Source organism: Parasphingomonas frigoris (genome assembly GCF_036663815.1).
In the GTDB taxonomy this organism is placed as follows: domain Bacteria; phylum Pseudomonadota; class Alphaproteobacteria; order Sphingomonadales; family Sphingomonadaceae; genus Sphingomonas.
The window spans coordinates 1-20381 of record NZ_JAXOJQ010000007.1; the positions used below are offsets into that span (position 1 = coordinate 1).

General features: G+C 64.5%; 28 protein-coding genes. 22 read left to right on the top strand and 6 right to left on the bottom strand.

The window, feature by feature from the left end:
* Window positions 1-141, bottom strand: a 141-nt coding sequence (locus tag U1872_RS18340) for a hypothetical protein (protein ID WP_332794505.1), incomplete at its 3' end; no start/stop codon positions are given.
* Between the two features lie 192 nt (window positions 142-333).
* Here U1872_RS18340 and U1872_RS18345 point away from each other — a divergent pair.
* Both U1872_RS18345 and U1872_RS18350 read left to right on the top strand, forming a co-directional pair.
* Entirely contained in the window at window positions 334-543 is a 210-nt protein-coding gene (locus tag U1872_RS18345) for a hypothetical protein (protein WP_332794368.1), read from the top strand.
* A 61-nt stretch (window positions 544-604) separates the two neighbouring features.
* The gene (locus U1872_RS18350; protein WP_332794369.1) at window positions 605-2002 is read left to right on the top strand and encodes a methyl-accepting chemotaxis protein; all 1398 of its coding nucleotides are present in this window, start codon (window positions 605-607) and stop codon (window positions 2000-2002) included.
* A 358-nt stretch (window positions 2003-2360) separates the two neighbouring features.
* On the opposite strand, the gene U1872_RS22890 is transcribed toward U1872_RS18350, so the two are convergent.
* Window positions 2361-2627 (bottom strand): helix-turn-helix domain-containing protein, encoded by a 267-nt coding sequence (locus tag U1872_RS22890; RefSeq protein WP_443025415.1) that lies wholly within the window; start codon window positions 2625-2627, stop codon window positions 2361-2363.
* A 63-nt stretch (window positions 2628-2690) separates the two neighbouring features.
* Here U1872_RS22890 and U1872_RS18355 point away from each other — a divergent pair, with 63 nt between their 5' ends.
* From U1872_RS18355 to U1872_RS18370, 4 genes are all read left to right on the top strand, one after another.
* On the top strand, window positions 2691-3056 hold the full coding sequence (locus U1872_RS18355; protein WP_332794370.1) for a hypothetical protein: 366 nt from the start codon (window positions 2691-2693) through the stop codon (window positions 3054-3056).
* Between the two features lie 157 nt (window positions 3057-3213).
* Window positions 3214-3372, top strand: a complete 159-nt coding sequence (locus U1872_RS18360) for a hypothetical protein (protein WP_332794371.1) — start codon at window positions 3214-3216, stop codon at window positions 3370-3372.
* A gap of 242 nt (window positions 3373-3614) precedes the next feature.
* Window positions 3615-3746, top strand: a complete 132-nt coding sequence (locus U1872_RS18365) for a hypothetical protein (protein WP_332794372.1) — start codon at window positions 3615-3617, stop codon at window positions 3744-3746.
* Between the two features lie 54 nt (window positions 3747-3800).
* Window positions 3801-3959 (top strand): hypothetical protein, encoded by a 159-nt coding sequence (locus U1872_RS18370; RefSeq protein WP_332794373.1) that lies wholly within the window; start codon window positions 3801-3803, stop codon window positions 3957-3959.
* A 324-nt stretch (window positions 3960-4283) separates the two neighbouring features.
* Here the strand turns inward: U1872_RS18370 and U1872_RS18375 are convergent, their stop codons facing one another.
* Window positions 4284-4514, bottom strand: coding sequence for a hypothetical protein (locus U1872_RS18375; protein WP_332794374.1), 231 nt, complete (start codon window positions 4512-4514; stop codon window positions 4284-4286).
* A 604-nt stretch (window positions 4515-5118) separates the two neighbouring features.
* Entirely contained in the window at window positions 5119-5319 is a 201-nt protein-coding gene (locus U1872_RS18380; RefSeq protein ID WP_332794375.1) for a hypothetical protein, read from the bottom strand.
* A gap of 150 nt (window positions 5320-5469) precedes the next feature.
* Here U1872_RS18380 and U1872_RS18385 point away from each other — a divergent pair, with 150 nt between their 5' ends.
* A complete protein-coding gene (locus U1872_RS18385; RefSeq protein ID WP_332794376.1) occupies window positions 5470-5967 on the top strand; it encodes a Ros/MucR family transcriptional regulator in 498 nt (165 codons plus the stop codon).
* Between the two features lie 309 nt (window positions 5968-6276).
* Window positions 6277-6510: a DUF6894 family protein gene (locus U1872_RS18390; RefSeq protein ID WP_332794377.1), complete on the top strand. Its 234-nt coding sequence runs from the start codon at window positions 6277-6279 to the stop codon at window positions 6508-6510.
* A 367-nt stretch (window positions 6511-6877) separates the two neighbouring features.
* On the opposite strand, the gene U1872_RS18395 is transcribed toward U1872_RS18390, so the two are convergent.
* Window positions 6878-7432, bottom strand: coding sequence for a Ros/MucR family transcriptional regulator (locus tag U1872_RS18395; protein WP_332794378.1), 555 nt, complete (start codon window positions 7430-7432; stop codon window positions 6878-6880).
* Between the two features lie 520 nt (window positions 7433-7952).
* Here U1872_RS18395 and U1872_RS18400 point away from each other — a divergent pair.
* From U1872_RS18400 to U1872_RS18420, 5 genes are all read left to right on the top strand, one after another.
* The gene (locus U1872_RS18400; RefSeq protein ID WP_332794379.1) at window positions 7953-8993 is read left to right on the top strand and encodes an ArdC family protein; all 1041 of its coding nucleotides are present in this window, start codon (window positions 7953-7955) and stop codon (window positions 8991-8993) included.
* Between the two features lie 40 nt (window positions 8994-9033).
* Window positions 9034-9441: a DUF2958 domain-containing protein gene (locus U1872_RS18405; protein WP_332794380.1), complete on the top strand. Its 408-nt coding sequence runs from the start codon at window positions 9034-9036 to the stop codon at window positions 9439-9441.
* Window positions 9442-9530: 89 nt separating this feature from the next.
* Window positions 9531-11369: a ParB/RepB/Spo0J family partition protein gene (locus U1872_RS18410; protein ID WP_332794381.1), complete on the top strand. Its 1839-nt coding sequence runs from the start codon at window positions 9531-9533 to the stop codon at window positions 11367-11369.
* Between the two features lie 248 nt (window positions 11370-11617).
* Window positions 11618-11950 (top strand): hypothetical protein, encoded by a 333-nt coding sequence (locus U1872_RS18415; RefSeq protein WP_332794382.1) that lies wholly within the window; start codon window positions 11618-11620, stop codon window positions 11948-11950.
* Between the two features lie 518 nt (window positions 11951-12468).
* Window positions 12469-12792, top strand: a complete 324-nt coding sequence (locus U1872_RS18420) for a DUF736 domain-containing protein (RefSeq protein ID WP_332794383.1) — start codon at window positions 12469-12471, stop codon at window positions 12790-12792.
* Window positions 12793-13051: 259 nt separating this feature from the next.
* Here the strand turns inward: U1872_RS18420 and U1872_RS18425 are convergent, their stop codons facing one another.
* Window positions 13052-13462 carry a ribbon-helix-helix protein, CopG family gene (locus U1872_RS18425; protein ID WP_332794384.1) on the bottom strand — a complete coding sequence of 137 codons (411 nt, stop codon included), beginning with the start codon at window positions 13460-13462 and terminating at the stop codon, window positions 13052-13054.
* A gap of 295 nt (window positions 13463-13757) precedes the next feature.
* Between U1872_RS18425 and U1872_RS18430 the strand changes: the two genes are divergently transcribed.
* The 9 genes from U1872_RS18430 to U1872_RS18470 all read left to right on the top strand — a co-directional run bounded on the left by U1872_RS18430 (window position 13758) and on the right by U1872_RS18470 (window position 20370).
* A complete protein-coding gene (locus U1872_RS18430) occupies window positions 13758-13961 on the top strand; it encodes a transcriptional regulator domain-containing protein (RefSeq protein ID WP_332794385.1) in 204 nt (67 codons plus the stop codon).
* Between the two features lie 43 nt (window positions 13962-14004).
* Entirely contained in the window at window positions 14005-14550 is a 546-nt protein-coding gene (locus U1872_RS18435) for a DUF2285 domain-containing protein (RefSeq protein ID WP_443025416.1), read from the top strand.
* A 95-nt stretch (window positions 14551-14645) separates the two neighbouring features.
* Window positions 14646-14903 (top strand): helix-turn-helix transcriptional regulator, encoded by a 258-nt coding sequence (locus tag U1872_RS18440; protein WP_332794387.1) that lies wholly within the window; start codon window positions 14646-14648, stop codon window positions 14901-14903.
* Window positions 14900-15796: a replication initiator protein A gene (locus tag U1872_RS18445; RefSeq protein WP_332794388.1), complete on the top strand. Its 897-nt coding sequence runs from the start codon at window positions 14900-14902 to the stop codon at window positions 15794-15796. Before U1872_RS18440 ends, U1872_RS18445 begins: the two co-directional genes overlap by 4 nt.
* A 376-nt stretch (window positions 15797-16172) precedes the next feature.
* Window positions 16173-16691, top strand: a complete 519-nt coding sequence (locus U1872_RS18450) for a DUF2840 domain-containing protein (protein WP_332794389.1) — start codon at window positions 16173-16175, stop codon at window positions 16689-16691.
* Window positions 16688-17266 carry a S26 family signal peptidase gene (locus U1872_RS18455; protein ID WP_332794390.1) on the top strand — a complete coding sequence of 193 codons (579 nt, stop codon included), beginning with the start codon at window positions 16688-16690 and terminating at the stop codon, window positions 17264-17266. The genes U1872_RS18450 and U1872_RS18455 overlap by 4 nt, the downstream gene beginning before the upstream one ends.
* 10 nt (window positions 17267-17276) lie before the next feature.
* Entirely contained in the window at window positions 17277-17612 is a 336-nt protein-coding gene (locus tag U1872_RS18460) for a DUF736 domain-containing protein (protein WP_332794391.1), read from the top strand.
* 48 nt (window positions 17613-17660) lie between these two features.
* Window positions 17661-18362 (top strand): lytic transglycosylase domain-containing protein, encoded by a 702-nt coding sequence (locus U1872_RS18465; RefSeq protein ID WP_332794392.1) that lies wholly within the window; start codon window positions 17661-17663, stop codon window positions 18360-18362.
* A 244-nt stretch (window positions 18363-18606) separates the two neighbouring features.
* Window positions 18607-20370 carry a relaxase/mobilization nuclease domain-containing protein gene (locus U1872_RS18470; protein WP_332794393.1) on the top strand — a complete coding sequence of 588 codons (1764 nt, stop codon included), beginning with the start codon at window positions 18607-18609 and terminating at the stop codon, window positions 20368-20370.
* Window positions 20371-20381 lie beyond the last annotated feature (11 nt).

Genomic DNA, 20381 nt, shown 5'->3' on the forward strand with positions numbered 1-20381 from the left:
CTCGCCGTGCGCGAAGGTCGGTGCGGGGATGCGATCTTTGGCCGACGCGATCTCGAGCGCTTGAGCGTAAAGCGTCGAATAGCGCCGGTCGGACTCCAGGACCGCGACACTGCGCGCATTGTGCACATTCACCCAGTCCATCGCGCGCGGGGAGCTCACTTCCTCGAGCCAGAGGTACGGATCTTCTTCGCTCGATTGAGCGGGGACTGCCGAAGGTACACGATGGAGAGAAGAAGTGCAGCTGGTATCAGACGCATCATCGAATTAAATCACCTTTATTGCTCGGGGAGTAAGTACATGTAGGTTCGCTGATCGCGAAGGATATTTTCATCGTTGGACGACCGCGAAAGCCCGTCAAATTTTATCCGTTTTAACGGCTTCGAACGTCACACCGGGTGCATTCTCGGCCCGCTGTTTGTTGTCGAGAGCGAACCGGCCCAAATCATTTTAACGCTGAACCAACGTCCGCCTTCGGGGAGCCAAAAGGGACTTTGGGATGGTCTGGGATTAAGTCAAATGATTGCAAGCAAGCGGAACGTCTAATACCATACAGCGCATCGATGATTCAAAGGTTGTTCATTGATATGGCTTAAGCGGTTTTCTCATGGCTAAGGATGCTGGCGCGATTGAAAATACCGTCAGACAGGCCGCGCGCATGTCGGGCGAACTTGGGATCCGTACGCTCGATCTCCAAGCGGATATTGCTGCCTTGGCAGGACGGGTAACCGCTCAGGCGACAACCATCGACGAGGTCGGATCTGATGCGAACATACTTGCGGGCGATGTCGACAATGTCGCTGCCGCAGCACGCGAATCGCGTAACGACACCACTGCCGCAAAGCATGTTATCGACGATTCTACCGCCCGATTAAACGCGGCGATCGGCAACGTGGTCGAACTGATTGAACAAGTTAGTCATATCCACGACGGGCTGGGCTCATTCAACACCGCGCTGAATGAAGTGGGATACATCAGCGCCAGCATCAATGTCATCGCGCGACAAACCAACCTCCTTGCACTTAATGCAACGATTGAAGCTGCGCGAGCGGGAGACGCCGGTCTAGGCTTTGCGGTTGTCGCAAGCGAAGTGAAAAAGCTGGCGGGGGAAACCGCCTCCGCGACCAAGCGCATCGAACAGTCGATCGCCACGCTTACCGTTGAGGCGGGCGGTATGCTGGAGCGCATCGGGGATGGGGTTGGAAAGGCCCAGTCGGCTCATCGTGGCGCAAAAGGGATCGAGACGCTGGTGGATCAATTGCGAGCGCTAATGCAGGGATTGGAGCGCAATGGTGACAGTGTTGCTGACCGTGTCGACTCCATGGTGAACGCCGTCAATCGTGTCCGCGCTGGACTGGAGGCCCTGACCGGTACGTCTTCACAGAACGCGACCGGGCTTCAGCAGCTCGCAAGCCGCGTTAGTGTCGTAAGCGACGACACAAACGCAATGTTGCAGATGCTGGCGGAGAGTGGAGCGGATATGCCGGACTCGCCTTACATTAACTTCGGCCTGCAAGTCGCGCGTTCGGTCGGCGAGGCTGCAACGGCGGCGATCGCCTCAGGCGAGATCGACCTCGCAACGATGTTGAGCGACGCTTACACTCCCGTGGAAGGGAGCGATCCGCCGGTGTTCACGCATCCTGCGCAGGCACTGCTGACCCGGTTGGCACGACCTCATCAGGAAAACGCACGGCACCTTGCCGGCTTTTTTGGGATGAGCTTTACTGACCGAAACTGTTTCGGCGCGGTGGCTATGCCGGAACGCTCACTTCCACAGCAGAAGGGCGATCGGACGTGGAACGCGGAGTATTCGCGCGCGGGCCTGATATACACCTATCCCGAGACCCAAATTCAGGTCCGCATTGAGACACCGTTTTGTTTAAAAGCCTATCGGCGTCCGCTTACCAGCGGCGGAGTCGTATTGTTGAAGCAGGTGATTGCGTCGATATGGGTGGCGGGCCGACATTGGGGCATTTTGCAGCTCGCTTACGAAAATCAAGGCTGACGCGGAATAATGCGCTCCGCCCGCCGGTGCGTCGTCGGACCGTTCCTCGCCAAAGCCCCTAAGAGCGACATCTTTTAACCTGAGGAAACAGGTGGTCCGGACGTTGTTTTATGACGGGGTCATGAGCTGAACCAACGTCCGGTTCCGGCTCGCACTAAGGGCCTCGCGAACGACCGGCATTGGGCCAGTTCCGCCGCGAGGCTGGCGACGGCTCTCGAGCGATCCAAGCCATTCCTCAACCGACGCGGGATGGCAGCACCATGCCAAACCCGCCATTCCCGATCCTTGAGCCGGCTTGGCAACTGTGCTCCCGTTTGCGACATCGCGGCGCGTCATGTCGGATTCCAAGAGCAGACGATCATGGGATCGACCGTTCCAGTGCGGCACCTACGTTAAAGCCTGAACCGATCGGCTTGGTCCGAGCGTAGCGGCGCGGTGAGAAGCCCATTTCACGCCGGAACGCAGTGTTGAAGGCATTCTCGGAACCGTAGCCAAGTGCATTTGCAATGCTACCCAGCGGCTCCCGCCCACTCGCCAAGCGGTCGGTCGCGAGCATCATGCGCCACCGTGTCAAATAGCCAATCGGTGTCTCGCCGACCCTGGCCCGGACGCGCAGCGTGAAGATTGACCGTTATAGTCCGGCCCGGCTTGCCAGTTGTGCCAACGTCCAGCGATGGGCGGGCTCTGCGTGCATCGCCTCGATCGCCTTTCCCAGATGCGGGTCGACGAGCGCATAGAGCAGGCCAACGCGGTCGCCGGCCTGCCGCGACAGATGAAGCCTAAACGCCCGAAGCAGCATCAGATGGGCCAGATGCCGCGCCGCGAGTATGCCGCCTGGCATTCCATCGCGCATCTCGGTCATCATATGGTCGCGCTGCTGACCGAGTATTTCGGCACGGTCGAGGCCTGCGACGTCCACGACTATGGCGTTGGCATCGTGGTGAGCGACTTCCTGTTCCCCGGCGATCTGCCGCTGGTCGACTTAAAGTCTCCAACCCGCCGTTCCGCCTGGCCGAGCAGTTCATCGAGCGCGCGCTCGAGACCAGCCGCGTAGGCGTCGCCGTGATCGTGCGCGCAGCGCTCCCGGAGGGCGTCGGGCGCTTCGACCGCCTGTTCTCGCGGCACCAACCGGCGCATGTGCTCCAGTTCACCGAGCGCGTCGTCATGCACAAGGGCAAGCTGTCCGCCACGGGACCGACGGCGACGACCTATTGCTGGATCATCTGGGGCGCGACTGGGGCGCGACCGACGTCGGCAGGATGGCGCATCCGTCGGCGCGGATCAGCTGGATCGTGCCGTGCGGGAAGCGGCTCGAGCGCGCGTCGAATTACCCCGTTGAGGGCAGCGACTTATATACGTGTGTGATCTAATGGTTACTAATAGCTATCTGGACCGACCAGGGTATTTCCGCCGTATGTTTATACCGTGTCGGTGGTAGAACAACAGGGCCGACCGAGGTGGGGCGAATCTCATCTAAGGTGGTGGGGCTAGGCTGGTGTCAGCGATGACGCCGGTCTAGCTTTCGGCGGTTGACCAACTATTGCGACGATCTTCGCGGCACAGCCATCTGCCAAGCTTAAGTGCGCTCGCTGGACGGATACGTCGCCCGATTTTGAACGAAGACCCCGTCGAGGTGTCCGATGCGGAACGGATCGCGGAGTATCAGGCAACCGACGGCGACCTAGTCGATCCCGACGTCGAGGCGAACATGCGCGCGATCGAGCGCCGCGGGCTCGACATCTAAGCCGGCAGATTGATTGACGACGAACCCAACGCGGAAACCGATACTAAACGCTGAATGCAGGCCGCTGCCTTCATCGATCTGCACGGCAAGACATGGCTGTATCTGTCACGGTCAGCATTAAATTCGGTCATCGATGGTCCGCGCGATACCGTTGAACACTGGGTGGACCTTATCGAGAAGATGCACACGATCGAGCAGTCGCCGCGGCATTAAGGTCGAACCGCTCCAGCGACACTCGGCGCCGACAGCTAGTTCGCGCTTGAGCAGCGCCGCGACGATCGTCTCGAACGGCCGGTGACAGCTATCCCCGGCATGGTTGCGCGGCGCCGCAGCCGGAAGGACTTCGTGGCAGTTTATGCGACGTGGAGGTACAAACCTTGCCCGTCATCAATTTTATATGCGCACGGCTTCGGCCGCGCGGTTTTCACCGCAGCGTTGGTCAGCATAAAAACTCATAGTAAGGAGCGACGTGGTCGTGAAGCACTCGAGTGGATCAAAAGCTCTGAGGCTCTAGTCTTGGCAGAAGAGGGTGCAACCTCATCTGACCGGCTTTTCGTCCTGATGATAGCCGACTGCCGCGCCATAAAGCGCAGCCAGACCCACCACTGCGACGAAGAGCCCGTAAAGACCGAAATAGACGGGATGAGATATACTTCGGAGGTGCACGCCGTGTATGCTGACCGCTCCGGCCAATATGTCGTGCACGAGCGATGCGAGCATTCCGATACCCACGCATCCAGACAGCAGCCGTTTTGCAGTTCTTTTCATCGGATAAGACTCCTTCGTTTCGGGAAGTAGAAGAAGGTTCGAACGTCTACAATTGGACGACGTCCGACGAGTCTAGCGAAGCGCTTCTTAACCGCGCCGATCAAGTACTCTATGTCGCAAAGCAATCAGGCCGCAACACCTCGCGTATCTCCGCCTTATTCTTGGACACAGGCGTTACCTCTGGAAACGGGAAGCAAGCCGGCATGCCCGAATTGAACGACGTCATCGCACTGACGGCGGCCGAGCGATTCGATTCCCGACGCCATCCTGCGCGAGGTCGAGCGGCGCGAGCTCGATATCTAGGCGCCCCGCAGCGAGGGCCTTACGGGGCGCGTCGCACGTTGGTTAACCAACTTTTGGGGCAACCAACATTGCCCGGCATCATTTCCTACCTGTCCGATTTCCAGGACGTGTGAAGGATATGAATTGCCCACAGCTGCAAAATGCCGCTCATGCGGCGCACCGCTCCTTGGCGGGAAATGCACGTCGCCGCTCTTGTGTCGAAGCCAGATCGACGACGCCCTCGTATCCGCAGAAGTGGAGGGCAAGGCGATCGGCGCAATAACCCGTCCCCGATTACAATCGAAACGTCCTACGTGGAGCGTCACCGAAGTTCGGCGTCTACCGAGAGCCCGCGCTTGAGCAGCGCCTTCATGATCGCTTCGAAGGGCCGGTGACAGCTATCCCAGGCATGGTCGCGCGGCGCCGCAGAGGCGTTCCAATAGACGCGCAGCGGCGCATCATCGCGCAGGAAGGGATAGAGCACCCCTAGCGCCAGCCGGACATCCGGCGGCGCGTTCGCCAAGCACGCGCGCGAAGGGCGCTTCTATTCCGACCGCTGTCGGTCTTGATGGGTAGTTCTTTCGCATTTAAGAGCAGAGATGCTAATACTCGTTACGTGCAGGGATATTTTGCGAGATTCTCGCTACCTTCACGTGTAAAAGGAAAATTGGCGTTGACTGAGGAAACCACGAATACCGTTGAACTTGCTGCTGAATTAACGATGGCGTGGCTGTCGAACCCAAATACGAGAACGTCGGCGGAGGATGTTCCGGCATTCTTGAAATCGATGCATCAGGCGGTCGTCGGCCTTTCAACAGACACGACCGCGGATGCGGCCGTTGCGGCGGGCACTGAATTTACCCCCGCTGTCTCTGTGCGCAAGTCGCTGGCAAGCCCGGACGTCATCATCTCAATGATTGACGGAAGGCCCTACAGGGCGCTGAAGCGGCATCTTTCTGGCAATGGCCTGACGCCGGAGCAATATCGCGCTCGCTATGATTTGAAAGACGATTATCCCATGACTGCGCCGTCCTATTCGGCAATGCGTAGTGATATGGCAAAGCGGATCGGCCTGGGCAGAAAGCCGGGACAGAAAGTCTCTTCCAAGGCTGAGACCCCCGCATTGACCGGCAAGCGTGGTCGCCCGCCCAAGGTGGTCGAGCCTGGTTAAAGTCAAAGGCGATGAGCATGGCGTTCATGCTCATCGCCCGGATGTGAGTGATTCCCCGTCGTGCGTAGGAAAGTTGGCGCCGGGGACAATCAAGTGACGGGAGCTTGATGCTTGCGGGCATCCTTGTAGGCTGCTGCCGACCGACCGGAATACCCCCGGCGCGAACTTCCGCGTTCCAGCGAGGTGGTTTGAGGAGGATCCCGCCGAGGCCTAAGGCAAGGTGCGGATGCGTTGCCTTGCCATAGGTTGGCGTCAACCAGATCGATACGTGTAAGTGACACGCCCTAAAAATCCGTGTAAAATTCGCGGATGTTGTATGGTTTCAACCTCATCGCGGATGACGATTTGCTTCTAGACGATGAGGGTGTCGAACTTCCCGACCTCGAGGCAGCAATCGCTCTTGCCACGCGCTTTGCCCGCGATCTGATTGCAGAAGAAGCTAGAGACGGCAGAGTTCCAATTGGATGGTCGATCACGATCGCCGATGACGCAGGAGCCGTGGTGGCGACTGTGCCATTCGCTGACGCGGTCGTCGTGCAGTAGAGGTAGCCACGACGCGGCATACCTGCCCGTACCCCGGCGAACCGGTGCCGGAGACCAAACCGCGCGCGAAGAGCTGAGGGAGGTAGGCGAGCTGGTACCGGACGGGATCAGGCGGCGCGCGCTTGATATTTGAGGAGATCCCGCTCGCCGCGTTCCATCGTGGTGGTTCGGGGAGGGTAAAACCGGCGGAACGGCACGCTCGACGAAGCCCATGGGCGAATGAGGGCCGATGCGCCAGCGCATCATCGTGACTTCGCCCACTCCGTAATCGATGTCCTGCGCGGTCGTCATCTCGCAATCGTATAGAGCAAGGCTCGCGTCGCAGCGCCTGCTGGCGCTGTCTCCCAAGGGGGCACCCATTCTCGTATTAGCCGGCACTTGTTGGCTTGCGACTGCGCTTTGCTGGTTCCGCCGCAACCACGGTTTTCGGCGTTGCCGCAGCCGCTCTGGGCTTCCGTCCCTTTGTGCCCAGGCCGATCTTCAGCGCCATGTCGCGGCGCGCAGCCGAGTAATTTTCGGCTACCATGGGATAGTCAGCCTTGAGGTTGTAGCGCTGACGATACTGCTCCGGCGTCATGCCGTGCGTCGAGAGATGGCGGCGCAGCGTCTTGTAGGGCTTGCCGTCGATCATCGAAATGATGTGGTCTTTCGAAGAGATCGAGCGGTGCGCGGAGACGGCCGATGTGTACTGCCTATCGGGTAAGCGGTCGTCGGTATTGAAACCAGAGGCGGTGGCGCCAGTCGCGAGTTCGGTGAGCGTGGCGTGCATCGTCCGCAGGAAGGCGGGCACATCTTCGCTCGACAGGCGATTGTTCTGATTGGACAGCCACGCGATCGTAAGTTCGGTGGCGAGTTCGACCGCGTGGATTGCATTCTCTTCGGACACTATCGCTCGCGCGACATCGGCTACTGCGCTGTCCATATCGTCGGCCGGGGTTAATTCCACCCAAAGGGCGGCACGGTTCGCTTGCTGGGATATATGTCTCAAATCCGCGTCGGACCTATCCTCATGACGGGGACATCGCGCAGACGAGGTGTTCGCAAGATCGCCGCATGATTGAACCGGAGCAAAAGCGGCCCCGCATTGGCCCGCGACCGCGGTCTGGGCCGCACCTTCGGCGCACCCCCGAGCCCCCTGCGGGTCTCGGCCATGTGGTGACGATCGCTGGGGCGGGCCGGCGTTGCCGTCCGGGATATGGACGCCGCGCAGCTGCGCGACGGCGTATTCGTGTGGCCACTCCCAGCAAGCGGGGAATGGTCGGCGCTCCCTGCTAGGCCCGCCCGCGGCGGCCGCAAGTCGGGCTGCGCCCGACTGCTCCACTACCGTTCCGCCCCTCACGGGTGCAGCCGCCGCTTAAGCGGGCCTCTCCAGTCGCTCTCGCCGCCCACCCCCGCTTTCCGGGGGTGGCCATGGTGGTTTTGGGCGGTGTTGGAGGTGAGCCATGCGGTCGAGCAACACATCGCGTCCCAAGGGTCGGCGTTCGGGAAAAGGCAAGGTGCAGGGTGCGGTTGCTCCGCCCGAGACGGTCAGTCCACGCGGGGACCTCTACAGGCAAGTTACCAACCGGATCATCGCCGAATTGGAGGCGGGGCGGTTTCCTTGGGTTCAGCCTTGGGAGGCGAGCGGCGCGGTCGCACCCGGGATGCCGCGCAACGCGCTGACCGGCCGGGCCTATTCCGGGATCAATATCCTGATCCTGTGGGCGACCGTTATCGAGCGGGGCTATCCATCGCAGAGCTGGCTGACCTTCCGGCAGGCGATCGAGGCGGGAGGGTGCGTACGCAAGGGCGAGCGTGGCACCACCGTGGTTTACGCCGACCGCTTCACCCCCGAGAGCGAAAAGGCGCGTGCGACCGAGAGGGGCGAAGGGGGTGGCGTACAGGGTTCGCTGCGGGGCAGCGAGGCCCGACAACCCCGACAGGTCGTGTTTCTCAAGCGCTTTACCGTCTTCAACGTCGCGCAATGCGAAGGCCTGCGCGAGGGGCTTGCGGCCGATCCTGCACCGCTCCCCGACGATTGTGCAGTGCCGCTTGCAGAGGAGGTCATCGCTGCAAGTGGTGTTCCGTTCCAGATTGGCGGAGCAAAAGCGTTCTACGCGCCCGGCCCCGATCTTGTGGTGGTGCCTCCACAGTCCGCGTTCTTCGATTCCGTCAATTATTACCGGACCTGCCTGCACGAACTGACCCACGCCACCGGTCACTCGACCCGGCTCGCGCGCGATCTCGCCAATGCGTTCGGGTCGGAAGGCTATGCGCGCGAAGAACTGGTCGCCGAACTCGGCTCCGCTTTCCTGTGTGCGGCGCTCGGCATCGTGCCGACCGTCCGGCATGCCGATTATCTGGCCAGCTGGCTCGACGTACTGCGCGGCGATGCCCGCGCGATCTTCCGCGCCGCCAGTGCCGCCAGCAAGGCCGCCGACTGGCTGCTTGCGCGGCATCACGACGCGGACGCCGAGCGCCCCGCGCTTCGCGACGCCGCGTGAGCGCGGTGTGTGTTCTCCCCTATCTGAAGGAGCAACCGTCATGGAATTGCTACCCCCAGACCTGCGCGCGGTGCTGCGCGCCAATGCGGAAAAAGCCGGTATGCCCACGCACGATCCCGCGCCTGTCCTCAAACTCTTTAACCCCGTCGGGCCCGCCACATGGCTGGCGACCGAATTGGACGATGACGGCGACGTGCTGTTCGGCCTTGCCGATCTCGGGTTCGGCTGTCCCGAGCTTGGCTATTTCAGCCTGTCCGAACTGGCGCGCGTGCGGCTGCCGTTCGGCCTCGGCATCGAGCGGGATATCGGTTTCGCCAGTGATTTCGCGCTGTCGCGCTGGGCAGAAGCCGCGCGGGTGACCGGCTCGATCCTGAGCGCCCAATCCATCCTGCGGCGGGCGGGGCGCGCGCCGGAGCCAGAGCTTCCGTCCGATCCCAAGGACGGCTGACGCGCCGCGCGTTTTCGCCGCAATCCAAACCGGTCCCGCTACCCCAGCGATCAATAAGGACGGGACCGGCACTCACAAGGAGCAAACCCATGAAGCTCGATTTTATTGCGCTCGACAAGCTGTCCGTCAGCAAGACCAACATGCGCTATGCGAAGAAAGCCCCAGACGTGTCGGATATCCTCCCCACCGTGCGCAGCCGGGGTGTCCTCCAGACGTTGCTGGTCCGTCCCAAACCCTGTTCTGAGCCTGCCGAAGGAGGCGATCTGCACGCTTTCGAGATCGTCGCGGGAAGCCGCCGCTTCCACGCGGCCCAGATCGTCGCCGCAGAGCGCGGCGAGGCCGAGCCGTTGCCGTGTGCGATCCTCGTTGACGGCGACGATGCCGCCGCCATCGAAGCCTCGCTGATTGAAAATCTCGCGCGGCTCGATGCCGATGAGGTGACCCAATGGGAAACCTTTACCCGACTGGCGCGCGAAGGCCGCAGTCTCGACAATATCGGCGATACCTTCGGCTTGCCCGCGTTGACGATCAAGCGCGTGCTGGCGCTCGGCAATCTGCTGCCGCGCATACGGACCCTCTACGCCGCACAGAAGATCGACCGTGGGACCGGCCGCCACCTGACGCTTGCCAGCAAGAGCCAGCAGAGAGCGTGGCTGGCCTTGCTCGACGATCCCGATGCCGGCGCCCCTGTCGGACACCAGTTGAAGGCATGGCTGTTCGGCGGCCAGTCGATCGCTGCCGCGCACGCGCTGTTCGACGTCGCGACCTATGCCGGTGCGATCGTCACCGACCTGTTCGGCGAGGACCGCTATTTCGCGGACGGCGAGGCGTTCTGGGCTGCGCAGAACGCCGAGATCGAGACGCGGCGCGCCGCCTATCTGGCGGCGGGCTGGGGCGATGTCGTGATCGTACCCCCGTCCGAGCAGTTCGCGTCGTGGGACTATGAAAAGACAGCCAAGCGCAAGGGCGGGCGCGTCTATGTCGATGTCCGCAGCAATGGCGAGGTGGTGTTCCACGAAGGCTATCTTAACCGCAAGGAGGCGGCGCGGATCGCCAAGGGGGAGAGCGCGGCTGCTGCGCCCAAGCCCGTCCGTCCGGAAATGACCGGACCGCAGCAAACCTATGTCGATCTGCATCGGCACGCCGCCGTGCGCGCCGCGCTGATCGATGCGCCGGGGGTCGCTCTGCGCTTGATGGTCGCGCACGCGATCACCGGCTCGCACCTGTGGGCGGTCCGGCCCGAGCCGCAGTCCGCGCATAACGACGCTATCGCAGAAAGCGTCGAGAATGCACAAGGCGAGGCCACGATCGACGCGCGGCGGCGCGCGGTGCTCGGGCTCCTCGGCTTCTCGCCCGAGGAGCCAACCCTGCTCGGCGGTCACGGCCACGCCTCTGGCCCGGCCAGAGATCGCGTCTCGGCGCTCTTCCTGCGCCTGCTCGACCTGCCTGATCCGGCGGTGCTCGATGTCGGCGCCATCGTCATGGGCGAAAGCCTTGCGGCAGGGAGCGCCGTCGTCGAGGCGGTCGGCCTCCATCTTGGCGTGCGGATGGAGCGCTACTGGCAGGCGGACGCGGCCCTGCTCGACCTGATCCGCGACCGCGACGTGTTGCTCGGCATGACCGCCGAGGTCGCCGGACCGATGGTCGCCGACGCCAATGCGGACGAAAAGGCAAAGACGTTGCGGCGGATCATCGCCGATCATGTCGGCGGCGTCGGCGGGCGCGAGCAGCGCAAGCATTGGGTGCCACGCTGGATGACCTTCCCGCCGTCGGCCTACACCGCGCGCGGCGGCGTCGGCACAGTCGCGGCGCATGCCAAGATGGTGGCAGCGCGAGCGGCGATCGATGCCGAACGGGTCGAGGAAGCGGCCGAGCAGGATGCCGCTCGGCCTGACAATGATGACACGCCTCAGGCAGTCGCTGCCTGACACGATCGAGGCGGCGGGCTCGCCCGCCGCCCCCTTGTACCCCGCGCCAAAATCCGGCCGCGCCGCGCGCCTGCGGCACGCGGCGCGGCCATAGGCAGCATGTCAGAGGTTCTGCGGAACAGCGGTGGGTGAACCCGTCCGGCGCGCTTTTCTCCGGGGCCCGAGCTGCTGTAGAGTGAAAAAACAGTGGCGCTGTGGCGGGTGGTGGAGAGCGCGTTCGATGACCCCGATCGTTCGGGAGAACGCTCGTGTTTCTGGCCGACCCGCGTCTGATCCTCGTCGCCTTCTTCATGGCCCGCCTGATGATCCACCTCGCGCTCAATGCCTTGCCGGTGGCCGCCGCCGTGGCGGCGTTCTTCGTCGTCCGCGCGGCGGACGGCACCCTCGTGCAATCGCTCCTCGCCGCCGGCGGCGAGGCGCTCGCGATCACTGCGTTCGGGCACGTCGCGATCCGGCATCTGACAACCCACTTGCGCGTGGCTTGGTGTTGCTCGCTTTTGTCGGTCCAGCGGCGTTGGTCGGGTACAATACCTTATGGACCGTATCGGCACCGGTCGGGAGCGTGGCACGCTGCGTCCTAGCGGTGGGGGCTGGCCTCTTCGTCGGCTCGGCTGTTTGGCAAAGGATGTCGCAAGCAGCGGAAACTGAGCTTCGAGACTGAAGAGCCTTGATCGGGATGCGCTTGGAGCAGATCTCCCAATCCGCCGGCTGGGATCGATCCGCTGGTCGCTGGTCGCTGCTGCGGCTTCGGCACGAGCGGGTCGCCAAAGCGGTAACGCGAGTGCGGATGCCCAGCTTCCGAGAGCCGAGGCTTGATCGCCGCTGCGCAAAGACCCGTCCTTCGTGGGGATCAAGGCCGCCTGCGGTCTCGTTTATGGCTGTCTAGCCGGAGGACGGCTGCGCCTCGAGTGCCTGAGCCGCAACCGCGTGCCCGTCCCTTTCTTCCCCTGTGCCTGCGGCCCATTCCTCGCGAGACAAGAAAGGGGCGTTCGCGCGGTCCTCCGCTTCGCTGCGGGCAGAGCTGCGGCGGCGCTCGCCTCCGGCTCCTCGACGCCATCGAGACGCATAGGGCGGCCTCGACAATCGAAGGACTAAAATCATGGCGAACATCGGCAGCTTCAAGAAGGTCGGCTCTGAATATCAGGGCGAAATCGTCACCCTCAGCGTCCAGACCAAGGGCGTCCGGATCGTGCCAGAGGAGAATCGCAGCACCGACACTGCACCCAGTCACCGCATCTATGTCGGCCGCGCCGAGATCGGCGCCGCCTGGGCCAAGCGCTCCGCCGAACAGCGCGACTATCTCTCGGTCAAGCTCGACGATCCTAGCTTCACCGCCCCCATCTTCGCCAATCTGTTCGATGATGCAGAGGGCGAGGGCTACACGCTGATCTGGTCGCGGGCACGCCGCGCCACCAACGACTGAGCCGATACGGCGCCCCGCCCGGGATCGGGCGGGGCGCATCTTCGCGCAGCAGCGCGACGGGCCGCCGTGGCGAGCAGGCGAACCGTCCATGGCGTTGCGCAGCAGTGGCGCGCTCGGTCTCGACCGACCCACCGGGTCGTGGCCGGTCATAGCGTGGCTGGGAAAGGCAGCAGGTTCCGCTCCGTCTGCTCCGTCCCCTCGTGCGCGACCACATCGATCGGCCGCGTGCGGCTCGCTTATAAGAGCAAGCCGCACGCGGTTACCGCGGCTCGAAGTCTTCGATTTGTCCCTCGACGTCGCGAACACGCCCCAGCGCTCCAGTTGCGATACGGTTTTCATGGCGATGGATGAGCGTGGCCACGCGTCCTCCTGAAAGACCGACCGAGCGGCCGACGGCTTCGAAGGATCCCAGACTGCGGTACAACGCGATCAGCTGTTCAGCCCGGTGATCCTGCTCCTGCCGGCTCGGGGCGGGAGGGACGGGTGGCTGCTGCTGTAGCGTTCCTAAATCTAGCGCCTTTGCCAAAAGGCGCCGGATTGCTTTCGCGCGATTCGCCGGACCGGCCTGGATCCGCCACCTAACGAGTGCGGCTATCAACTCAGGCGGCAGATGCGCGGACACTTGGCCCGCCGCGCGTCCCCGGAGTTGATCGCGCTGCATCTTTGCCATGCGCCATCTCGTGTTTGCGTTGAGCAAAAGCGATTGTCTGTTGTGACAAACCTATCAGATTGAACGCTATTCTCCAAGTATCGCCATGTCGCGATGCCAGTTGCCAAGCGGGAATCGATCACATGATCGGCATCGCATCTGCGGTGACCAGGTGGCGCGCCGCTCTGTCGGCGCTGCGCGGCTGCGGCTACGCTTCGACCCTCCCAACTTCAGGGGATAGACCCCGCCACAAGCTGGAATGGTCCGGATCGCTCGGTCCTTCCATGCTTCCTCCCCGACTTGGGAGGACCTGGCGATGGCCGGCGAAGACAAGGTGGACCGGTCAGCGCGGCGGGACCTCGATTTCGCCGGTTTTGCGCAGGAATTTCTGCGCCGCAACCCCGCGTATCGCCAGGATTATCAGGCGCTGGGACACGATCTCTCCACATCTGTGCAGGAGGTGATGGCCCGTCGATGGGGCTTATGCTTTTCCCTGTTCGCCGGACGCCGTCCCGGCTAGCGAACCGGCGCTGTGGCCGCCATCGACATCGCCCGCGACCGTCATTCTCGACGCGGCGCCCGACGATATCGCCGACGCGCGGCCCCTGGATCTTCACGGCTGGCCGCTGATTCTCGCGGATCGCGCCTTGCCGGATGGGCGCCACCTTGTCCTGGGCGACGTCGATGGCCCCCATCACCTCTGGTTGCGCGCTACGCTACCTGGGCAACCGCTCGCCTATATCATCGTCCGCGACCCGGCGATCGAGGTCCGCCGCCAAGCGGCGTGGCGACTGGATCGCCGTATCGGCGGAGCACCGCCGACGCGCAGCGCCGGCGCCTTTCGGCCCACACCGTTTCAGCGACAGCGCCTCGACCTGTTGCTCGACATCCTCGACATGGCTCAGACCCAACCCCGGCCGACATCGTACGATATCGCGCGTCGCCTGATCTATCCCGGCATGTCGATCGGCCGCGGCATGGAGTGGAAGTCGTCGACCGAGCGCCGGCGCACGCAGCGTCTGATCGAGGAGGCGCTTGCCCTGATGCGCGGGGGCTATCGCACATTGCTCCGCGGCAGCCTTGGGGGGCGACAAAAGTCGACAGCCTGAAATAGCCGCTCCGGGGCGCCGACCCTGCTCCGCCATTGTCCGCCGCATGGTTCCGCACCGCCCCACGCCGGCCGGTGCATCTAGGGAGGACGATCATGCCGCCAGAAGCCCTCGTACAGCGCCCGCGCTTTCTGAAGACACCCGATGCCGCGACCCATCTCGGTCTCTCCCCGCGCACGCTCGAAAAGCATCGCTGCTATGGTACCGGACCGATCTTTCGTCGGCTGGGCGGTCGTGTCGTCTATGCGATCGACGACCTTGAAGCCTGGGCGGCGATCGGCACGCGGCGCTCGACCTCCGATGCCGGCTCCGGCACCGTCTATCCGGCGCGGCGCCGCCCGGCCGAGGCATGATGCGGATGCCGCGCACCGCGCCTCCCGCTTTCGACGAGCGCCGGCAGCTCGAGCTGTTCCGGTCGGTGCCGGGCGACCTCGCGCCGCGCGATGCGCAGGATCTGATGACCTGGCCGTTCTTCAGCCTCGCCAAGTCGAAGCGCACCGCTCCGATCGACTTCCGCATGGGCGAGACCTGGATTTCGGTCGAGGCCGTGTCCGAACACGGCATGGCGACGATCTGGGATGCCGACGTGCTGATCTGGGCGGCGAGCCAGATCGTCGAAGCCCGCGATGCCGGGCGGCCGACCTCGCGCCTGATGGCGACGACGCCGCACGAGATCCTGACCTATGTCGGGCGCGGTACCGGCCGCGATAATTACGATCGCCTGAAATGTGCGCTCGACCGCCTCCAGTCGACCACCGTCGCCACGTCGATCCGCCAACAGCATCAGCGGCGGCGGCATCGCTTTTCGTGGATCAACGAATGGCAGGAACGCCTTGATGCCAGCGGACGCCCGCTCGGCATCGAACTGATCCTGCCCGACTGGTTCTATGCCGGCATACTCGAGCGCGGGCTCGTGCTCACGATCGACCGCGCCTATTTCGATCTCACCGGCGGCCTCGAGCGCTGGTTGTATCGCATCGTCCGCAAGCATGGCGGCCGCCAGTCCGGCGGCTGGAGCTTCGACGTGTCGCATCTTTATCTGAAATCGGGCGCGCTCTCGCCGCTCAAGCGCTTCGCCTTCGAGCTTCGCGCGATCGTGCGGCGACAGCCGTTGCCCGGTTACACGCTCGCCATCGAGCACGCCTTCGGTCGCGAGCGTCTGCGCTTCGCGCCGCTGCCGGTCGATCCGCTCGACGCCGCGATGCGCCGTCTCAAGCTTAAGTCTGTGGATAACGAGCCATGCTGATCGTCCTATCGGGAACCGACCGACACGTCCTATCGGGAACCCAGGAGTCGTCCTATCGGGAACCGAAATGTCCCCGAAACCCGCAGAAATCCGCGCGGAATCAGCGCTCCTCTAACGGTGCTAATAGAGAAGAATCCTTCGGATTCTTGCTAACGCTTCAGCGGCCTGTGGACGAACGCGGTACGCGCCGTCACGAGCGCCGCTTTCGAGCGGCCGTCGCGATGCCACCCAAGACTCGCTCTGGCGGGACCGGCGAGCATGCTGTCCGCATGCCGCGCGGCGTCGCAGGTGTAACGCAGGCCCTCCCTGCGCACGCTCTGCGCGTGCGGAAAGCCTGTGCATCGCGCGCGCTACAGGCCGCCTCCGGTGACGCATCATGAAGCGACCTCTTCCCGGCAACGGCGTTGGCGTGCGCGCCGTCCCGGCATCGCGCGATGCCGCGACGGAGGTCGAACTCATCTGGATCGAAAAGCGGCTCGAACACTGGATACGCTTCGGCCGAATTGCTGCCGAGCGCTTCGTCAGCCGCAAGATTCGGATCGTCGCTTTTCGACCGAATGCCGTGTTCGCGCTCTGCCGCTGGGCGTCCAATGACTTTGGTACGGTGCATTCGCGCGTCGACATACTGCGCGCGGTCGGCCCGTGCGAAGCCTATACCACCGCTCCGTTCGTGCGGCCCGGCGGCGAACTGTATCTGTCGATCCAGGGCTGGGCCAAGGTACGCGCGGTGCTCGCCGCAATCGACGCGGTCGAACATGCGGGCGTCGACCCGTGCGACGCGGCACCCGACCATTGGCGCCACGTCCACAACCGCTTGAGCGCCGGCGACGCGCCAAGACTCTACACCGCCGAGCGCCATGCCGCCTGGCTCAAGCGTAAAGCGATCGAAGGATGACCCGGCTCGGCTATGTCCTCGTGACCACCGCGCTTGCCGAACTGTTCGGTGGCCTGTTCGTCACCGTCGCGCTGCTGGCACCGCATCCCCGCTTGGTGTGGAACGCGACCGCCAGCGCACCGATCGGGCTGTATCGGCTGACGGCGATCGACCGCCCGGCAGTCGGCGATCTGGTCGCCGTGATGCCGCCACCGGCGCTCGCGCGCTTCCTGGACGAGCGCCGCTATCTCGCGCTCGGCGTACCGCTGCTCAAGCATGTCGCCGCCCGTTCCGGCGCGACGGTGTGCCGCGCCAGCGCGCGCGTCACGGTCGATGGACGCGTGGTGGCGATCGCCCGGACCAGCGACAGTCACGGTCGCGCACTCCCGGTTTGGCGTGGCTGCCGCGTGCTGCGCGCGCACGACCTGTTCCTGCTCAACGCGGTGCCGGACAGCATGGATGGGCGATATTTCGGGCCGCTGTCGAGCGATCGCCTGCTTGGTCGTGCGACGCCGCTGTTCACCCGCGGCGCAGCCGACGCGTCCTTTCAATGGCGCAGAGCCGACGCGCCGAACGCATCCCTTCACCAGCCTTAGGAGACCTCCCATGCAGATCGGTCGCTTCGCCCGCATCGGCGACACGTACGTCGGTCAGCTCGAAACGCTGGCGCTCACCGTGCCGTTGCGCATCGTGCCCGTTGCCCATCCCTGCGGGGAGCGTGCACCGGATTGGCGGGTGCATCTCGACGACGGCAATGCCGCGGCGGAGATCGGCGCCGGCTGGACCCACGAGCGCGAAGGGGGCGGCAGCTTCATCACCGTGCAGCTCGACTGCCCGACCTTCACGCGCCCGCTGCGCGCAAGTCTGCTGCAATCCCGGACGCAGGACGAGGTGCATGTCCTGATATGGGCCCGGCAGAAACGTCGTCAGCGCGAGGATTGAGCGATGTCCTCTCGCGCACATGGCACGCGCATAGGCCTGGAGCTGGCAATGGTGACGATCGCCCTTGCCAGTCCTTCGGCTACCGCTGGCGCCGTGCAGAACGCTGTCCTTCTGGCCGCTGCTTCTGCGCCCACCTATGCAGATTGCGTCGCCGAAGCAGCGCAGCGCTTCGACCTTCCCGAAACCTGGATTTGGGCTGTGATGCGCGCGGAGAGCCGCGGCGATCCGCGCGCGGTGTCACGCGCCGGTGCGATGGGTCTCATGCAGATCATGCCGGCGACGTGGACCGGCTTGACCGCACGCTATGCGCTTGGGTCCGACCCTTTCGACGTGCGCGCGAACATCCATGCAGGGGCCGCCTATCTGCGCGAGATGCTCGATCGCTATGGCGATCTCGGCATGGCGCTGGCCGCGTACAACGCCGGGCCTGGCCGCGTCGATGATTGGCGCGCGCGCGCACGATCGTTGCCGGCCGAAACGTCCGGCTATGTCGCCCGCATTGCATCCGCTGTCGGCATTTCGGCTGCGCGAACCGTCATCGTGCCCCGCGCGCCGTCGACCACCTGGCGCAATGCCACCCTCTTCATCGTGCGCAGGGATGGGGCTTCGGCCGGGAGCACCGATGCCGTCCTCGCGCGTCCGATCGACAAAGCCGCTGCACCGGTCGTGCCGGAATCCTCGCAACGGCGAGCCGAGCCGCTGCCAACCAACCCTCTGTTCGTCGCGCATTCCGGTCGAGGCGCGCCATGAACGCCCGTGGGGTAGCCTTGCTTGCTGTGGCGGTCTGCGGGCCAGATTCCTGGCGTGATGACGTCGTGGAGAAGGGAAAGAAGCAGCGATGGCAAGATAAAAGCCGCGTCGGACACCGACGCTTTTGTGGTTGCAGAAGAGAGGCTTATCCGTCGGGCAGCGGGGCTGCGCGTCGGACGAAAACGGGAGCAATTGGCAGTCTGCCACGGCGCGCGCGTCCGACAGCGCTTCGACGGGTGCCGGCATGAGCATCGACGACCAGGATTTTCGGGTTCGACCAGGCCGCAGCCGGGATGCCGGCGGCGCCGCGGCCGGCCGGTCGAAAAGCCTCGCCGCACAGGTCAGACGCGCCGGCGCACGCTCAGGGCGGCCGCGAATGCTCCAGCCCAAGGGACGCAGCACGCGCGTCGGCGCGCGCGGTCGCGGCCGCAACGCCCTGCTGCGGATCAGCCGGCCCGCCAATGCACGGCGCGTGACCGTGGTGGCCCGCGTGGTCCGGCATCGCGGGTCTCGCTTTCGCGCAGCCCCGCTCGCACGACATGTCGCCTATCTCAAACGCGACGGCGTGACGCGCGACGGACGCGACGCGGCGCTGTTCGATGCGCGCTCGCCCCCGGCCGATGGCGATGCGTTCGCCGAGCGCTGCGAAGACGATCGCCACCACTTCCGCTTCATCGTCTCACCCGAGGATGCCGCCGACATGACGGACCTGCGTGCCTTCACGCGCGAACTGATGGACGACATGGCCCGCGATCTCGGCACCGAGCTCGACTGGGTGGCGGTCGATCATTGGAACACCGACAATCCGCACGTGCATGTCCTGGTCCGCGGCCGCGTCGATGATGGCTCCGACCTGGTTATCGACGGCGACTATATCCGGGACGGAATGCGGGGTAGGGCCGAGGCGCGCGCGACCCTGGAGCTTGGTCCCCGCAACGAGCGCGACATCCGGGGCGCGTTGCAGCGGGAGGTCGAAGCGGATCGTTGGACCAGTCTCGACCGGGAGTTGCAGGAGCGGAGCGACGGCCTGGCGGGCGTCATCGATCTGCGCCCGGGCGGGGATGACGAAGAGACGCGCCGACTGCTGTGCGGCCGCGTCGACAAGCTCGAGCGGCTCGGCCTCGCCGAACTCCACGAGCCAGGCCTCTGGACGCTGCGCGCCGACGCCGAGCAGACGCTGCGCGATATCCAGGTGCGCACCGACATCGTCAAGACGCTGCATAACGCGATGCAGCGCGATGGACGCACGCCGGACCCAGTGGCGTTCGCGATCCATGACGCTGGAACGTCTGATCCGATCGTCGGCCGCCTCGTCGAGCGCGGCTTGCACGACGAACTGCAGGGAACGGCCTATGCGGTGATCGACGGCGCCGATGGTCGCACCCATCATGTCCGCTTCGACGATCTGGAGATGACCGGCGACGCCCGACCGGGCGCGATCGTCGAACTGCGGTCCTGGGCCGACGGCGGCGGCAACAACCGCATGTCGCTCGCAACGCGATCGGATCTCCCGCTCGACCGGCAGGTGACGGCGTCGGGTGCGACCTGGCTCGATCGCCAGCTCATCTCGCGTTCGCCGGTCGCATCCGAAGACGGGTTCGGCGCCGAGATCCGGGGCGCAATGGATGCGCGCGCGCAGGAGCTCGAAGCCTCCGGCCTGGCACGCCGTCAGGGGGCGGGCATGCGCTTCGAGCGCGACCTCATCGAGACGCTGCGCGCACGCGAAATGCGTGAGGCCACGGACGCGATCGCGCGGCGCACCGGGCTCACGCATCGCCCGTCGGGCGAAGGCGAGTATGTCGCCGGCGTCTACCGCGAGCGGGTCAACCTCGCCTCGGGTCGATTCGCGATGATCGAGGTCATCAGTGGGGATGGGGGCATGGGCTTCCAGCTCGTCCCCTGGCGGCCCGCGCTCGACTCGCATCTGGGCTCGCACATCAGCGGCACGATGGGGCCGGGCGGCAGTGTCGACTGGTCGATCGGCCGCGGCAAAGGTCTCGGTCTGTGATCTCGCCTCCC